Origin of the sequence: Micrococcus sp. ACRRV (genome assembly GCF_022346985.1) — a bacterium.
Classification (GTDB): domain Bacteria; phylum Actinomycetota; class Actinomycetes; order Actinomycetales; family Micrococcaceae; genus Micrococcus; species Micrococcus porci.
In genome coordinates this window covers 1-16,174 of sequence record NZ_JAKRNH010000054.1, presented here as the reverse complement: position 1 = coordinate 16,174, position 16,174 = coordinate 1, and the positions used below count along the sequence as shown (strand labels likewise).

Genomic DNA, 16,174 nt, shown 5'->3' with positions numbered 1-16,174 from the left:
TATTGAGTTCTCAAACAACAGGCGCTTCCGGCCTCCCCACCACGCCATTCCGCGGTGCTTCGCTCCGGAGCAACTTCTCCATCCTAGATCATCCGATTCAGACTGTCAACACCATGCCGGCGTCGATACGCTGTTCTCAGCAGTTCAGGACTTCACAAGCCTACCATGTTCACACACCGTGTCAACTCCGTTCCCGAAGCCGTCAGCAGCCGTTCACCATGGCGGGCCAGTCAACCTTACCACGTTCTCCATCAATGTCAAGCCGCTCTGACGAGCACACCCACCATCCAACGAAGAACAAGGAAGGACCAGAAGACCCTACCACACGATCCCAGTCAGTCAAACCAGACCATCTTCTCAAGAATACCCACCCCCTCAACAGGGAATGCATGCCCGGTGAACCGACAACCCAGGACTGCGATCCATGCGCCAGACCCTGAAAGTCATGCTCGGCTACTCACCAGCACCGCCCGGAAAACCCCGAACCGCGCCTCAGCACGAGAAAGAACTCTACCCCTACCAGAGGACGAACGCCAAATCGAGGGCGAGGTGGAACGGCGACACCCCGGGATCCGCGGATTCCCGCGGATCCCGGGGTGTCTTCCCGGCATGGTCGCCGTCCCTCGACGGCGACTCCCTCGTATGCCGTGCGTCACTCCCCCGATCGGAGGTCGGCCGCAGCCATGTTCTTCTTTCCCCGGCGCACCAGCAGGTAGCGGCCGGCCAGGGCCTCATCTGCACCGAAGACCTGCTCGGCGTCGGCGACCTTGACGTTGTTCACCGACGCGCCGCCTTCCTTGATGGTGCGCCGCGCCTCCGAGTTGGAGGACACCAGCCCGGTCGACACCAGCAGTTCGACCGCCGTCGGCTTGCCGGCGGTCCCCCACTGGGCTGCGTCCGCCTGAGGGAGCTCCGCCAGCACGGCCGAGAGGACGTCGACGTCGACCTCGGACAGGTCCCCTCCCCCGAACACTGCGGCGGACGCGTCGATCACCGTCCGCGTCGCCTCCTCGCCATGGGCCAGAGCCGTCACCTCCCAGGCGAGGCGCTTCTGTGCCTCGCGACGGAACGGCTCGGCGTCGACCTTGGCCGCGTACTCCTCGATCTCGGCCCGGGTCAGGAAGGTGAAGACCTTCAGGCGGTCGACGACGTCGGCGTCGGCCGTGTTGAGCCAGAACTGGTAGAAGGCGTACGGGGAGCACATGTCCGCGTCCAGCCAGATGGCGTTGCCCTCGGACTTGCCGAACTTCGTGCCGTCGGAGTTCGTGATCAGCGGTGTGCCGAGCGCGTGGACATGGGCGCCCTCCACCTTGCGGATCAGCTCCGTGCCCGAGGTCAGGTTGCCCCACTGATCCGAGCCGCCGGACTGCAGGGTCACCCCGTGCTGCCGGTAGAGCTCGAGGAAGTCGTTGCCCTGCAGCACCTGGTAGGAGAACTCGGTGTAGGAGATCCCCTCCTCCGAGTGCAGGCGCTTGGCCACGATCTCCTTCTTGACCATGGTGCCCACGCGGAAGTTCTTGCCGACCTCGCGGAGGAAGTCGAGCGCGCTCATGCCCGCGGTCCAGTCGAGGTTGTTCACCATGCGGGCGCCGTTGTCCCCCTCGAAGGAGAGGTAGGGCTCGATCTGTGCGCGCAGGGACTCCACCCACTCCTGGACGACCTCCCGGGTGTTCAGCACCCGCTCCGAGGTCTGCCGCGGGTCGCCGATGAGCCCGGTGGCCCCGCCGACCAGCGCGACGGGCCGGTGGCCGGCCAGCTGGAGCCGGCGCATGAGGAGGAGCTGCACCAGGTGCCCCAGATGGAGGGACGGGGCCGTGGGGTCGAAGCCGCAGTAGTAGCTGATCGGCTCCCCGACGAGGGCCTCCTCCAGCGCCGCCTCGTCCGTGGACACGTGCACCAGGCCGCGCCACGTCAGCTCCTGCCAGACGTTCTCGAAGGAGGGGTCGTTGGCCTGCTGCCGCAGGCGCTCTGCACGGGTCACGGTCGTCTCAGCCACGGGTTCACCCTATCCACCGCGTGCGGCTCCGTGACGACGACGCGCGGAGGAGTGCCGCGACGGCAGCCGACGCCCGACTCAGGCGGGGACCGGCATGAGCCCGGCGGGCAACTCCTCCTCGGCGGCGCCGCTCACGACGCTGATCGACTGGGTGCACCGCGTCATCGCGACGTACAGGTCGCCCACGACGCCGTCGGCGTCGGCCACGATCCGCTCCGGGGACACGAGCACGACCGCGTCGAACTCGAGGCCCTTCGTCTCCCGCGCCGTGACCACCACGACCTCCACCCCCGGGGCCGGCGCCCGGTCCACGAGGGAGCCCCACCGATCCTGCAGGTGGGTCAGATGCTCCGCGGCGTCGTCGGCGGGGACGATGACCGCCACGAGTCCGTCCCCGACCCGTCCGCGCTCGGCCGCCACGGCCCGCTGGGCCAGACGCGTGGGGTCCGCGCCGGGCTCCACCGTCAGCAGCGGCTCGTGCTCCCCCTCGCGCACGGCCTCAGGCGAGCTGATCTCCAGGCCCGCCGCCTGCGCCACCTGGGCGGCCCAGCGCGTGATGCGCGCGGGCGAGCGGTAGTTCACCGTCAGCTCCTCCAGGCGCATCCGGTCGCCGAACTCCGGTCCGAGCACGTCCTTCCACGACCGCGCGCCGTCCCGGCGGGACGCCTGCGCGATGTCTCCGACCACGGTGAAGGACTTCAGCGGGCAGCGGCGGGCCAGGAGCCGCCACTGCATGGGCGAGAGCTCCTGGGCCTCATCCACCACGACGTGCCCGAACGTCCACGTGCGGTCGTGCGCGGCCTGCTCCGCCGTCGTGCGACGCACGGCGCGGACCTCGTTGGCCGCCGCCAGCTGCTCCGCATCCACGACCCCGTCCACGCCGAGCTCCGCGAGCGTCTGGTGCATGTTCTCCAGGGAGGCCTGCGCGTTCTCCACGTTGCGGCGGTGCTGCGCCTCCGACTCCCCCGGCCGGCGGGGCTCCTCCAGCTCGCCGAGCAGCTCGGCGGCCTCGTCCAGCAGCGGGACGTCGGACTCGACCCACGCGTCCGGGTCCGTGCGCAGGAGGGCCGCGACGTCGCCGTCGGACAGCCCGGGCGCCGCCGCCCGGATCAGGTGCTCGTTGGTGAGCAGGTCACCCACCAGCTTCTGCGGCGTCAGCGGCATCCAGCACAGGTTCAGGGCCACGCGGACGTCCCGGGCCGTGCGGACGTCCTCCAGCAGCAGATCACGCTGCACGGGCACGCCCGAGGACTTCTCGAGCTTCTTCCTGAGCTTCTCCGCGAGCTCGCGGACGAGGATCTTCACGAAGGTCGTCCGCGCCTCGTTGTGGGGCTTGCCCGCGGCCCGGGCCCGGTCGCGGGCCCGCCGCACCATCGCCGGCTTCAGCTTGACGACCGTCCCCTCGATCTCGAGCCTGCGGGTCTCCGGGATCAGCCGCTGCCGCTGCGCGACGGCGGCGGCGACGACGTCGGCCATCTCCAGCCGGCCCTTGAGCTCCGCCGCGCGCGCCGACCGGTCCGGCCCGGCCTGGACGCCCGGCATGAGCGTGCCGAGGGAGGCCATGACGACGCCCGTCTCGCCCAGGGACGGGAGCACCCGCTCGATGTACCGCATGAAGGCGTTCGACGGGCCCACCACCAGGACACCGGACTTCGCGAGCCGGTCCCGGTGGGTGTAGAGCAGATAGGCCGCGCGATGGAGGGCCACGGCCGTCTTGCCGGTGCCCGGACCGCCCTGCACGACGAGCGCGCCCGAGGTGTCCGCCCGGATCACCTCGTCCTGCTCCGCCTGGATCGTGGCCACGATGTCCCCCATGCGGCCCGTCCGCCGGGCGGTCACCGCCGCCAGGAGCGCCCCCTGGGACTGGGCCCCGGCGGCGCCCTCGGCGATCAGCGACGGGTCGAGCACGTCGTCCTCGAAGTCGCGGACCTCACGGCCGCGCAGCAGCAGGTGGCGGCGCCGGCCCACGCCGAGACGCCGCGCCGCCGTCGCCTGGTAGAAGGCCCCCGCCTCCTGGGCGCGCCAGTCCACGAGAAGGCGCTCCTGGCCCTCGTCGGTGAGGCCGATGCGGCCGATGTAGCGCTGCTCGACGTCGCCCGCATCGTCCGCGTCCAGGTCCAGGCGGCCGAACACGAGGCGCTCGTCCACCGCGTACAGCTGAGCGAGGCGGTCTTCATAGAGGCTCGCGAACGCGTCGCGCTCCGAATGGTTCTGCACGGACCCCTGCAACCCGGAGCGCCGCACCCGGGCCAGCTGCTCTTCCTTCTCCGCCCGGAGGGCGTCCAGCCGTGCGTAGCGCACGGCCACCCGCTCCCGCTCGAGTTCGAGCTCCGCCTGGCGGGAGGACACGGTGTCGGTCATCGGGGGCAACCTCATGCGGTCGGGGCGCGGCCGCCGGCGTCGGGCGGCCCCGCGGCGGAACGGGACCATCCATCGTACAACCGGCGACGTGAACGCGGCATGGACGGATGGTGGACGCCCGGGGCCGGGGCGTGCCCTGGCCCCGGGCACACATCAGCCGGCGTCGACCACGGACCCGGCCGACGCAGCGAAGGCGCGGAGCGGCTCGAGTGCCGCCTTCAGCGCGGCGAGCTGCTCGGCCACGGCCTCCGGCGCGGTGCCGCCCTGGCCGCGGCGGGCGTTCAGCGAGCCTTCCGTGCTCAGGACCTCGCGCACGGCCGGCGTGAGGTGCGCGGAGATCCCGGCGTACTCCGCGTCCGTGAGGTCCCACAGCTCCACACCGCGCGACTCGGCGACCTGCACGGCCTCACCTGAGAGCTCGTGGGCCACCCGGAACGGCACACCTTGGCGGACGAGCCACTCCGCGATGTCCGTCGCCAGCGCGAAGCCCTGGGGTGCGAGGTCCGCCATGCGCTCCGTGTTGAACGACAGCGTGGCGATCATGCCGGACACGGCCGGCAGCAGCAGCTCGAGGGTGTCTGCGGCGTCGAACACCGGCTCCTTGTCCTCCTGCAGGTCCCGGTTGTAGGCCAGCGGAAGACCCTTGAGCGTCGCCATGAGGCCGGCGAGGTCGCCGATGAGCCGACCCGCCTTGCCCCGCGCCAGCTCGGCGACGTCCGGGTTCTTCTTCTGCGGCATGATCGAGGAGCCGGTCGAGTAGGAGTCGTGCAGGCGCACGAACCCGGCCTCCTTGGTGGCCCAGAAGATGACCTCCTCGGAGATCCGGGAGAGGTCCACGCCGATCATGCCCGCGACCCACGCGAACTCCGCGTAGACGTCGCGCGCCGCGGTCCCGTCGATCGAGTTCCACACGGCGGAGTCGAAGCCGAGCTCGGCGGCCACGGCGTTCGGGTCCAGGCCCAGCGTGGACCCGGCGAGGGCGCCGGATCCGTAGGGCGAGACGGCGGCCCGCGCGTCCCAGTCCACGAGGCGCTGCAGGTCGCGGGTGAACGCCCAGGCGTGCGCCAGCAGGTGGTGCGAGAGCAGGACCGGCTGCGCGTGCTGCAGGTGGGTGCGGCCGGGCATGGGCGCGAAGGGATGCGCCTCGGCCTGCTCCACGAGCGCGTCCACCGTGGCCAGCACGCCCCGGGCCACGACGCGTGCGTGGTCCCGCAGGAACATCCGCCCCAGGGTGGCGACCTGGTCGTTGCGGGAGCGGCCGGCGCGGAGCTTGCCGCCCAGCTCGGCGCCCGCGCGCTCGATCAGGCCGCGCTCGAGGGAGCCGTGGACGTCCTCGTCCGACTCGGCCGGGGCGTAGGCGCCCGAGCGCACGTCGGCCTCCAGGCGGTCGAGCGCGTCGATCATGCCGGCGAGCTCGTCGGCCGTGAGGAGCCCCGCAGTGTGCAGCACCCGGGCGTGCGCGCGCGAGCCGGCGATGTCGTAGGGCGCCAGGCGCCAGTCGAAGTGCGTGGACTTGCTCAGGGCCGCCAGGGCCTCGGACGGGCCGCCGGCGAACCGGCCGCCCCACAGGGCGCCCTCGTTGGTGCCATGGCGCGGCGTGCTGTTCTCGCTCACTGCAGGTCTCCTTGAAGGTCGGACGGACGAGGGCGGCCGGTCCCGGTGCGGGGCCGGCCGCCGTCGTCCGCGGTGCGGGATGGTCAGTCGTTGCTCAGGCGCGCGACGTCGGCCAAGTCGGCCGCACCGCCGAGCCGCTGCTCGCGCTCGGACGCGGTCTTCGCCGACAGGCCGTAGATGTCGATGAACCCGCGGGCCGAGGACTGGTCGAAGGAGTCGCCCTCGTCGTACGTCGCCAGGTTGAAGTCGTACAGGCCGGTCTCCGAGCGGCGGCCCTGGACGGTGGCGCGTCCGCCGTGGAGCTCGAGGCGGATCTCGCCGTTGACGTGCTTCTGCGTGTCGTCGATGAAGGTGTCCAGGCTCCTCTTCAGCGGGGAGAACCACTGGCCGTCGTACACCAGCTCGGTCCAGCGCTGGTCGACCTGCTTCTTGAAGCGGGCCTGCTCGCGCTCGAGGGTGACGTTCTCCAACTCGCGGTGGGCGGCGATGAGGGCCATCGCACCCGGGGCCTCGTAGATCTCACGGGATTTGATGCCCACCAGGCGGTCCTCGACGATGTCGATCCGGCCCACGCCCTGCGCACCGGCGCGCCGGTTGAGCTCCTCGATGATCTCCAGGGCGGACAGGGCGCGGCCGTCGAGGGCCGTGGGGACGCCCTGCTCGAAGGCGATGGTCACCACGTCCGGGGCCGGCGGGAAGGCCGGGTCGTCGGTGTAGTCGTAGACGTCCTTGGTGGGGCCGTTCCAGATGTCCTCGAGGAAGCCGGTCTCCACGGCGCGGCCCCAGACGTTCTGGTCGATGGAGAAGGGGTTCTTCTTGGTCGTGGCGATCGGCAGCTCGTTGCGCTCGGCGTACTCGATGGCCTTCTCGCGGGTCAGGGCGAGGTCGCGGACCGGCGCGATGCACTTGAGGTCCGGGCCCAGCGTCTGGATGGAGACCTCGAAGCGGACCTGGTCGTTGCCCTTGCCGGTGCAGCCGTGGGCGACCGTTGAGGCGCCGAACTGACGGGCCGCGGCCACCAGGTGGCGGGAGATCACGGGGCGGGAGATCGCCGAGACCAGCGGGTAGGCGTCCATGTAGAGCGCGTTGGCCTTGAGCGTGGGCATGCAGTACTGCTCCGCGAACTCGTCACGGGCGTCGGCCACGTAGGCCTCGACCGCGCCGCAGTCCAGCGCCCGCTGTCGGATGGTCTCCAGGGACTCGCCGCCCTGGCCCACGTCCACGGCGACGGCGACGACCTCGGCACCCGTGGCCTCGCCGATCCAGCCGATGGCCACGGAGGTGTCCAGGCCGCCCGAGTAGGCGAGGACGATGCGATCCTTCACGATTCTTCTCCTTATATAGAGGACATGCTCCCGGCCGCCCTCTGGCGGCCGCGCGGGGCGCGAGCCTGAGGCGTTGTCGCCCCGATCCTAGCGGTCGTATGCATATCTATGCAATGTGCGGAATATGCCTGGCGAGCAGAGCCGAAGGAGGACGACTCCTGCACACCGGGCGGTCGCGCGGCATCCACAGCGAACAAACAGCTCAGACATCTTCCACCCACGGGCTGTCACGGGTGGATCTCTGCCGACACGCCCAGGAGCTGGAGGGGCAAGAAGTGACCGATTGCGCTCTCATCGTCTCCATGACGTCATTTTGTCCACTCCTAACCGATCCGCAATGGACATATCGACATCCAGGAGCCGGAAGGACGCCGACCGCTGAGGTCGTCCACACCGCGATTTGACGCTCCCCCACCTCGGGGCGTTGACTCTTCCGTAGCCGATTCGTGATCGAACCGTTACCGAGTCCCGGGCCAGCCCGCGACGCGCACACGTCGATCCCGGATCGAAGCTCCGCCGGCCGCCCGCTGAGGGTCGTCTCGCGTCGACGGAGTCTTTGACCCGACCAAGGAGTAGACGACCCTCCGGAACGCAGCCGCGACCGGACAGGCAGGATCTCGAACCTCTCTTCGACATGACTTTCTTCACCACCTCCTCCCGCCGTGCCACCGCCACCGCCCTGACCGGCATGACCCTGGTCGGTGCCGCCGCCGCCTTCGCCGCCCCGGCGCAGGCCGCGTCCGTCGAGACCTGGGACAAGATCGCCGCCTGCGAGTCCAACGGCAACTGGGCCATCAACACCGGCAACGGCTACTACGGCGGGCTGCAGTTCTCCCTGACCTCCTGGCGCGGCGTGGGCGGCACCGGCTACCCGCACGAGGCCTCCAAGGCCGAGCAGATCAAGCGCGCCGAGATCCTGCAGGATATGCAGGGCTGGCGTGCCTGGCCCGTGTGCTCCGTCAAGGCCGGCCTCTCCGGCGCCGACACCGCCCCGGACGCGTACTCCACCACCCCGGTGCAGCGCCAGTCCACCCAGGCGTCCGCCTCCGCCGCCCAGGACTGGGCCGCCGAGCAGTCCGCCGCCGAGCAGCGCGCCGCCGAGAAGGCCGCCGCCCAGCGCGCCGCTGCCGCCGCGCACACCCCCAAGTCCGTGCTGAAGGCCGCCGAGAAGGCCAACACCGAGAATGCCACCGAGCTGGCCGCCGCCGAGGACACCGTCTTCGTGAAGCCGGGCGACTCCCTGTGGAAGATCGCCAAGACCCACAAGGTCGCCGGCGGCTGGAAGGCCCTGCACGAGGCCAACAAGGACATCATCGAGGACGCCTCCGTGATCTACGTGGGCCAGGAGCTCGTGCTCCCCACCGCCTGATCCACTCCTCGCGATCGAAGGCCCCGTCCCGCTGGGACGGGGCCTTCGTCGCCCCTGAATGCCGTCCAGACGGCCGCGCAGGACTCCAGCGATCTTCTGCGACTCCACCGTCACGACCGGGCCTCAGAAGGGCGTGCAACGGCTCCGGGCATGAGAAGGCCCCCGAGGACGTGGTCCCCGGGGGCCTTCGTGCCGTCAGGAGGGCTCAGCCGGCCATGCCGAGCAGGCGGGCGGCCACCGCGGGGGCCTCCCGCGTGCCGGCCGTGATGAGCAGCACCGTGTCGTCGCCCGCGATGGTGCCCACGATCCCCTCGACGCGCGCCTGGTCCACGACGGAGGCGAGGAACTGCGCGGCCCCGGGAGGGGTCCGCAGGACGACCAGGTTCTCCGTCGGCTCGGCGGAGAGGAGCAGCTCGCGCGCCATGGACGCGAGCCGCCCCGTCTGTGACTCGGCGCTGCGCCCGGCCACGGCCTCCTCGCCGTCGGCCGGCACCGCGTAGACCATCCCCTCGGCCCCGCGCAGGCGCACGGCGCCGAGGTCGACGAGGTCGCGCGACAGCGTGCCCTGGGTGACGGACAGCCCACGCTCGGCCAGGGCGTCCGAGAGCTCGGCCTGCGACCGGATGGCGCGCGTCTGCAGGACGTCCCGGATGGCCGCCTGGCGGGCGGTCTTCGTCGCCGGCGTGGCCATCAACGGGGGTCCTGGGCCAGGCCCGAGCGGTACAGCAGCCACGCCATGAGCGCCTTCTGCGCGTGCAGCCGGTTCTCCGCCTCGTCGAACACCACCGACTGCGGCCCGTCGATCACGTCCTCCGTGACCTCGTAGCCGCGGTAGGCCGGGAGGCAGTGCAGGAAGACCGCGTCGGAGGCGGCGCGGGCCATGGCGGCAGCGTCCACGCGGTAGTCCGCGAACAGGCGAAGGCGCTCCTCCTTCTCGTCCTCCTGGCCCATGGACACCCAGGTGTCCGTGACGACGACGTCCGCGCCGTCCAGCGCGGCGGCCGCGTCCGTGGTGACGAGCACGGATCCACCGGTCTCCCCGGCCCGCTCCTCGGCCGCGCGCACGACTGCCGGGTCGGGCAGGAAGCCCTCCGGGCCGGCGACGCGTACGTGCATGCCCGCCGTGACGCCCCCCAGCAGGTACGAGTTGGCCATGTTGTTGGCCGCGTCGCCCAGATAGGCCATCGTCAGGCCCCGCGTGCGGCCCTTGTGCTCGCGCACGGTGAGGAGGTCGGCCAGCAGCTGGCACGGGTGGTAGTCGTCGGACAGGGCGTTGACGACGGGCACGCGCGAGTGCGCCGCCATCTCCTCCAGGCCGGACTGGGCGTAGGTGCGCCACACGATGACGCCGACCATGCGCTCGAGGACGCGCGCCGTGTCCGCGATGGACTCCTTGTGGCCCAGCTGCGACTCCCCCGGGTTCACGATCAGCGGGGTGCCGCCGAGGTCGGCGATGCCGGCCGCGAAGGACACCCGGGTGCGGGTCGACGTCTTGTCGAAGAACACGATGCCGGTCTGCGGGCCCGCCAGCGGGCGGTGGCGGAAGCGGTCCGCCTTCATCTCCAGGGCCAGGTCCAGGACTTCCGCCTGCTCGGCGGGGCTCAGGTCCGTGTCCACGAGGAAGTGGCGGACGGGGACGTCGGTGCCGGGGGCGGCGGTCATGCGGTCTCCTCCTTCGGAGCGTGGGGAGTCGGAGCGGCGGCGCGGGCGGCGTGCACCAGGGCGGGCAGGGCGTCCGCGAAGCGGTCGAGGTCCGCCGCCTCCACGTTCAGGGGCGGGGCCAGGCGCAGCGTGCGGGGTCCGGTGGCGTTGAGGATCCAGCCCGCGTCCAGGCCGGCCCGCACCACGGCCGGGGCGAGACCGCCCGCGGGGGACGCGGCGGCGTCGTCGGCGAGGTCGACGCCGATCCAGAGGCCGTAGGCGCGGACGGCCGTGACCTCGGCGAGCGTCTCGAGGCGCTCGGCCAGCCGGGCGCCGACGGTGCGGACGTGGTCCAGCAGCCCCTCGGCCTCCAGGGTCTCCACGACCGCGAGGCCCGCGGCGGTGGCCAGCGGGTTCCCGCCGAACGTCGTGCCGTGCTGGCCCGGGGCGAGCAGGCGGGAGACCTGGGGGCCCACCGAGACGAGCGCGCCGATCGGCACGCCGCCTCCCAGGCCCTTGGCCAGAGTGAAGGCGTCCGGCACCACGGGCGCGCCGGACCCCGTGACTTGCGGGTTCTGGAAGGCGAACCAGGTGCCCGTGCGGCCGACGCCGGACTGGACCTCGTCCAGGATCATCAGCGCGCCCGCCTCACGCGTGAGGTCCCGAACGCGGGCGAGGTATGCGGCGGGCCAGCCATGCACGCCGGCCTCGCCCTGGACCGGCTCGAGGACGACGGCGGCCACCGTCCGGCCCTCGGCGTCGGGGGCGAGGGCCGCGGCGAGGGCCCCGGCGTCGCCGCCGGCGATGAACTCGACACCGCCGGGCAGCGGCTCGAACGGCGCCCGGTAGGCCTCCTTGTGGGTCAAGGCCAGGGCGCCCATGGTGCGGCCGTGGAAGGCGCGCTCCATGGCGAGGACGCGCGTGCGGCGTCCGGTGGGATCCTGCGTGCCGTGGCGGCGGGCCAGCTTGAGGGCGGCCTCGTTGGCCTCGGTGCCGGAGTTGCAGAAGAAGACCGAGGAGCCCTCGGGCAGGCCGGCCCGGTCCAGGAGGGCCTCGGCCAGCCGGACCTGCGGCTCCGAGGTGAAGAGGTTGGACACGTGGCCGAGGGTGGCCACCTGCCGCGAGACGGCCTCCACGACCGCCGGGTGGGCGTGGCCGAGGGAGTTCACGGCGATGCCGGCCACGAGGTCCGTGTACTCGCGCCCGTCGGCGTCCCAGACGGACGTGCCGCTGCCGCGTACGAGCGCGCGTGCGGGGGCGCCGAACACGCCGGTCAGTGCGTGGGCGTAGCGCGCCAGCAGCTCCTCCTGGGGGGCCGCGGGATCGGTGCCGGGTGCGGTGCTCATGCGTCCTCCTGGGCGGTGGCGGTGGTGGGCGCCGACGCGGGTCGCGTGGCGGGGGTGGGATCCGGGACGACCTGCGTGCCGACGCCGTCCGAGGTGAACACCTCGAGCAGCATCGAGTGCGGGCGGCGGCCGTCCACCACGTGCGCACGGTGGACGCCGGAGTCGACGGCGTGCAGGCACGCGGCCATCTTGGGGATCATCCCGGACTGCAGGCCCGGAAGGAGTCCGCGCAGCTGGCTCGCCGTGAGGGAGCTGATCAGGGAGTCACGGTCCGGCCAGTCGGCGTAGAGCCCCTCGACGTCCGTGAGGAGCACGAGCTTCGCGGCCCCGAGCCCGGCGGCCAGGGCCGCGGCGGCGGTGTCCGCGTTCACGTTGAGCACCTCCCCGGTGGGCTCGCCGTCGTCCCCGATCTCCGGGGCGACCGAGGAGACCACGGGAATCCGGCCGGCGTCGATCACGTCCCGGATGGCCTCCGGGTTCACCGCGGTGACCTCGCCCACCAGGCCGAGGTCCACGGTCTCGCCGTCCACGACGGCGCCCGTGCGGCGGGCGCGGAACAGCCCGGCGTCCTCGCCCGAGGAGCCGACCGCATACGCACCGTGGGAGTTGATCAGCCCGACGAGCTCGCGGCCGACCTGTCCGGTGAGCACCATGCGGACGACCTCCATGGCCTCCGGCGTGGTGACGCGCAGGCCGCCGCGGAACTCGGACTCGATGCCCAGCCGCTCGAGCATCGCGTTGATCTGCGGGCCGCCGCCGTGGACCACCACGGGGTGCACGCCCACGTGGTGGAGGAACACGACGTCCTCCGCGAAGGCCCGGCGCAGCTCGTCCGAGACCATCGCGTTGCCGCCGTACTTGATCACCATCGTGGCGCCGGCGAAGCGCTGGACCCACGGCAGCGCCTCGACGAGCACCTCGGCCTTGCTGGCGGCGCGCTCGAGCCGCTGCGCCGTGGAGAGCACGGGCACGGACGGCGTGGTGGGGTCGGCGGGGGCGGGCTGGCCGGTCATGGGGTCACCTCAGGTGGAGTAGGCGGAGTTCTCGTGGACGTAGTCGTGGGTGAGGTCGTTGGTCCACAGCTCCACGACGGCGTCGCCCGCGTGGAGGTCGATCTCGATGACCACCTCGCGGCCGGAGAGGTCCACGCCCGCGCGGGAGTCCCCGACGCCGGCGGCCCGGCACACCTGCACCCCGTTGAAGGAGACGTCCAGGGCGTCGGCGTCGAAGGGGGCCACCTCCTCCGGGACCGTGCCGACCGCGGAGATGACCCGGCCCCAGTTGGGGTCCTGGCCGAAGATGGCGGTCTTGAGCAGGTTGGAACGGGAGACGGCGCGGGCCACGGCCTCGCCGGCGTCCTCGTCCGAGGCGTTGACCACGCGGATGAGGACGTCATGCCCGGCGCCCTCGGCGTCGCCGACGAGCTGACGGGCCAGGTCCGCGCAGACGGCGTGGAGGGCCGCGCCGAACTGCGTGGGCTCGGGGGCCACGCCGGACGCGCCGGACGCGAGCAGCACGACCGTGTCGTTCGTGGACATGCAGCCGTCCGAGTCCACGCGGTTGAACGTGGTGCGCACGGCCTCCTCGAGGGCGGCCCGGAGGGCCGCGGCCGGCAGGTCGGCGTCGGTGGTGACCACGCAGAGCATGGTGGCCATGCCCGGGGCCAGCATGCCGGCGCCCTTGGCCATGCCGCCGACGGTCCAGCCCTCGCCGGAGGCCTGCGCCTCCTTGGGCACGGTGTCGGTGGTCATGATGGCCAGGGCGGCGTCGGCCCCGCCGTCCTCCGCCAGCCCCGCGGCGGCCGCGTCCACGCCGGCCAGCAGCGTGTCCAGCGGCAGGCGCTCGCCGATCAGGCCGGTCGAGCAGACCACGACGTCCCCCGCTGACACGCCCAGCGCCTCGGCGGCGTGCTCGGCGGTGCGGTGGGCGTCCTGGAAGCCGGCATGCCCGGTGGCGGCGTTGGCGCCCCCCGAGTTGAGCACGACGGCGTCGGCGCGCCCGTCCGTCAGCACCTGCCGAGACCACCGCACGGGGGCGGCGGCGACGCGGTTGGTGGTGAACACGCCGGCGGCGGTGTGGGACGGGCCGTCGTTGACGACGACGGCGACGTCCGGCTTCCCGGACGGCTTCAGGCCCGCCGTGACGCCGGCGGCGCGGAAGCCCTGTGCTGCGGTGACGCTCACGGCGCGACCCCCTGGATCTCGAGCCCCAGCTGCTCCGGCAGGCCGAGGGCGATGTTCATGGACTGGAGGGCGCCGCCGGCGGTCCCCTTGGTGAGGTTGTCGAGGGCGGCGGTGACGATCACACGGCCGGCGTGGGGGTCCACGGCGAGCTGCATGACGACGTGGTTCGAGCCCACGACGGCCTTCGTCGTCGGCCACTGCCCCTCCGGCAGCAGGTGGACGAAGCGCTCGGGGCCGTAGGCGTCCTCCCACGCGGCCCGGACCCGGTCCGCGGTCACGCCCTCCTTCAGGCGGGCGGTGGCGGTGGCGAGGATGCCGCGGGGCATGGGGGCGAGCGTGGGCGTGAAGGAGATCTGCACCGGCTCGCCGGCGGCCTGCGCGAGGCCCTGCTCGATCTCCGGGGTGTGCCGGTGGCCGCCGCCCACGCCGTAGGGGCTCATGCCGCCCATGACCTCGGAGCCGAGCAGGTGCGGCTTCGCGGCCCTGCCCGCGCCGGAGGTGCCGGAGGCGGCGACGATGACGACGTCCCGCGGCTCCAGCAGCCCGGCGGCGAAGCCGGGGGCGAGGGCGAGGATCGAGGTGGTCGGGTAGCAGCCGGGGACGGCGATGCGCGTGGCCCCGGCCAGCCTCTCCCGCTGCCCCGGCAGCTCGGGCAGGCCGTAGGGCCAGGTGCCGGCGTGGTCCGTGCCGTAGAAGCGCTCCCAGTCGGCGGCGGACTCGAGGCGGTGGTCCGCTCCGGCGTCGATGACGAGGGTCCGTGGGGACCGCTCGGCCAGCTCCGCCGCCACGGCCGCGGAGGCGCCGTGCGGCAGGGCGAGGACGACGACGTCGTGCCCGGCCAGGACGTCCGCCGTGGTGTCGTCGAGGACGCGGTCCGCGAGCGCGTGCAGGTGCGGCTGGAGGGAGCCCAGGCGCTCGCCGGCGTTGGAGTGGGCGGTGATGGCGCCGATCTGCACCTCGGGGTGGCCCGCGAGCAGGCGCAGGACCTCTCCCCCGGCGTAGCCGCTGGCCCCGGAGACGGCGACGGTGAATGTCATGGCGTCACCCTAGCGCATCTATGCAGAGGCTGGAATATCTATGCGAAGTACGACGGCGCGCTCGTCCGCCGCCCCCGGGGGCACCTAGAGTGCGGAGCATGAGCACCCACGCCGAGATCCCCGCCCGCCACCACGCGATCATCGCCGAGGAGGTCGGCGGCCCCGAGGTCCTGCGCTGGACCGAGACCGCCGTCCCGACCCCCGGCGCCGGAGAGGTGCTGGTGCGGACGGCCGCGGCGGGCCTGAACTTCATCGAGACCTACCAGCGCTCCGGCGTCTACGCCGTCCCGCACCCCTTCACCCCCGGGAGCGAGGGGTCGGGCGTCGTCGTCGCGCTGGGCCCCGGCGTGGACGAGGCGCTGCGGGGCGCGCGCGTGGCGACCGCCGCCGGCCGCGGCACCTACGCCGAGCACTTCACGGCCCCGGCGGACCAGCTGCTGCACGTGCCCGCGGGCGTGGACCTGGCCGACGCCGCCGCGCTGCCCCTGCAGGGCATGACCGCCCACTACCTGTGCCGCTCCACGTTCCCCGTGGAGCCCGGGCATGTCGTCGCCCTCACCGCGGGGGCCGGCGGCGTGGGCCTGCTCCTGACCCAGCTGGCCGCGGCCCGGGGCGCCACGGTCATCACGGCCGCCTCGACGGAGGACAAGCGCGCGCTTTCGGCGGCCGCCGGGGCCTCCGCGGCTGTGCCCTACGCCGAGCTGCGGCAGACCGTCCTGGACGCCACCGGCGGTGAGGGCGCCCACGCGGTGTTCGACGGCGTCGGTGCGGACACCTTCGAGGACTCGCTGGCCTCCCTGCGCGTGCGGGGCACGCTGGTGCTCTTCGGCGGCGCCTCCGGCCAGGTGCCCCCGTTCGACCTCCAGCGGCTGAACTCCGGCGGCGGGCTCTACGTCACCCGGCCGTCCCTGGCCCACTACACCCGCACCGCCGAGGAGACCGCCTGGCGCGGCAGAGAGCTCTTCGACGCCTGGTCCGCCGGCGCGCTGGACGTGCGGATCGGCGCCCGGGTGCCCCTGGCGGAGGCCGGCCGCGCGCACACCCTGCTGGCGTCGCGGGCCACCACGGGCAAGGTGCTGCTCCCCCTCTCCTGACGACCGTGTGGCGGGTCCCCCACCCCAGGTGAACAACAGGTGAACTAGGCTGGGTCGGTCCTGGACCGCCCGCGCGTCGTCCCCCGCCCCGTCCTCACTCCCACGCCGGGGCCCAGCGCGACGACGACGCCCGACCCCTCGCTCCCGGGGGTGAAGGGGTGCGGGACGGCGTAGACGCCGGAGCGCTGGTAGGTCTCGATGTAGTTCA

The 16,174-nt window shown here is 72.7% G+C and carries 12 protein-coding genes; 2 read left to right on the top strand and 10 right to left on the bottom strand.

Going from position 1 to position 16,174, the window contains the following annotated elements; genetic code table 11:
* Nucleotides 1-652: 652 nt before the first annotated feature.
* From tyrS to MHY29_RS07240, 4 genes are all read right to left on the bottom strand, one after another.
* A complete protein-coding gene (gene tyrS / locus MHY29_RS07255; RefSeq protein ID WP_370643473.1) occupies nt 653-1,981 on the bottom strand; it encodes a tyrosine--tRNA ligase in 1,329 nt (442 codons plus the stop codon).
* A 93-nt stretch (nt 1,982-2,074) separates the two neighbouring features.
* Nucleotides 2,075-4,357, bottom strand: a complete 2,283-nt coding sequence (locus MHY29_RS07250) for a UvrD-helicase domain-containing protein (protein ID WP_239239468.1) — start codon at nt 4,355-4,357, stop codon at nt 2,075-2,077.
* A gap of 153 nt (nt 4,358-4,510) precedes the next feature.
* Nucleotides 4,511-5,971, bottom strand: a complete 1,461-nt coding sequence (gene argH, locus MHY29_RS07245; RefSeq protein WP_239239465.1) for an argininosuccinate lyase — start codon at nt 5,969-5,971, stop codon at nt 4,511-4,513.
* An 83-nt stretch (nt 5,972-6,054) separates the two neighbouring features.
* A complete protein-coding gene (locus MHY29_RS07240; RefSeq protein WP_239239462.1) occupies nt 6,055-7,296 on the bottom strand; it encodes an argininosuccinate synthase in 1,242 nt (413 codons plus the stop codon).
* 634 nt (nt 7,297-7,930) lie between these two features.
* Between MHY29_RS07240 and rpf the strand changes: the two genes are divergently transcribed.
* Nucleotides 7,931-8,665: a resuscitation-promoting factor Rpf gene (gene rpf, locus MHY29_RS12385; RefSeq protein WP_286670214.1), complete on the top strand. Its 735-nt coding sequence runs from the start codon at nt 7,931-7,933 to the stop codon at nt 8,663-8,665.
* 205 nt (nt 8,666-8,870) lie between these two features.
* Here rpf and argR read toward each other — a convergent pair whose 3' ends face one another.
* From argR to argC, 6 genes are read right to left on the bottom strand one after another with little or no spacing between them, the layout of a single operon-like run.
* A complete protein-coding gene (argR, locus tag MHY29_RS07225; RefSeq protein WP_224354622.1) occupies nt 8,871-9,356 on the bottom strand; it encodes an arginine repressor in 486 nt (161 codons plus the stop codon).
* On the bottom strand, nt 9,356-10,327 hold the full coding sequence (gene argF / locus MHY29_RS07220) for an ornithine carbamoyltransferase (protein ID WP_224354621.1): 972 nt from the start codon (nt 10,325-10,327) through the stop codon (nt 9,356-9,358). Before argF ends, argR begins: the two co-directional genes overlap by 1 nt.
* A complete protein-coding gene (locus tag MHY29_RS07215) occupies nt 10,324-11,652 on the bottom strand; it encodes an acetylornithine transaminase (protein WP_239239459.1) in 1,329 nt (442 codons plus the stop codon). The genes argF and MHY29_RS07215 overlap by 4 nt, the downstream gene beginning before the upstream one ends.
* Nucleotides 11,649-12,665 carry an acetylglutamate kinase gene (gene argB / locus MHY29_RS07210; RefSeq protein ID WP_224354619.1) on the bottom strand — a complete coding sequence of 339 codons (1,017 nt, stop codon included), beginning with the start codon at nt 12,663-12,665 and terminating at the stop codon, nt 11,649-11,651. The genes MHY29_RS07215 and argB overlap by 4 nt, the downstream gene beginning before the upstream one ends.
* 9 nt (nt 12,666-12,674) lie before the next feature.
* Nucleotides 12,675-13,835 carry a bifunctional glutamate N-acetyltransferase/amino-acid acetyltransferase ArgJ gene (gene argJ, locus MHY29_RS07205; RefSeq protein ID WP_224354618.1) on the bottom strand — a complete coding sequence of 387 codons (1,161 nt, stop codon included), beginning with the start codon at nt 13,833-13,835 and terminating at the stop codon, nt 12,675-12,677.
* Nucleotides 13,832-14,872: an N-acetyl-gamma-glutamyl-phosphate reductase gene (gene argC, locus MHY29_RS07200; protein ID WP_239239456.1), complete on the bottom strand. Its 1,041-nt coding sequence runs from the start codon at nt 14,870-14,872 to the stop codon at nt 13,832-13,834. The genes argJ and argC overlap by 4 nt, the downstream gene beginning before the upstream one ends.
* A gap of 98 nt (nt 14,873-14,970) precedes the next feature.
* On the opposite strand from argC, the gene MHY29_RS07195 reads away from it, so the two are divergent.
* Nucleotides 14,971-15,966, top strand: coding sequence for a quinone oxidoreductase (locus MHY29_RS07195; RefSeq protein WP_224354616.1), 996 nt, complete (start codon nt 14,971-14,973; stop codon nt 15,964-15,966).
* The last annotated feature ends 208 nt before the right edge of the window (nt 15,967-16,174 follow it).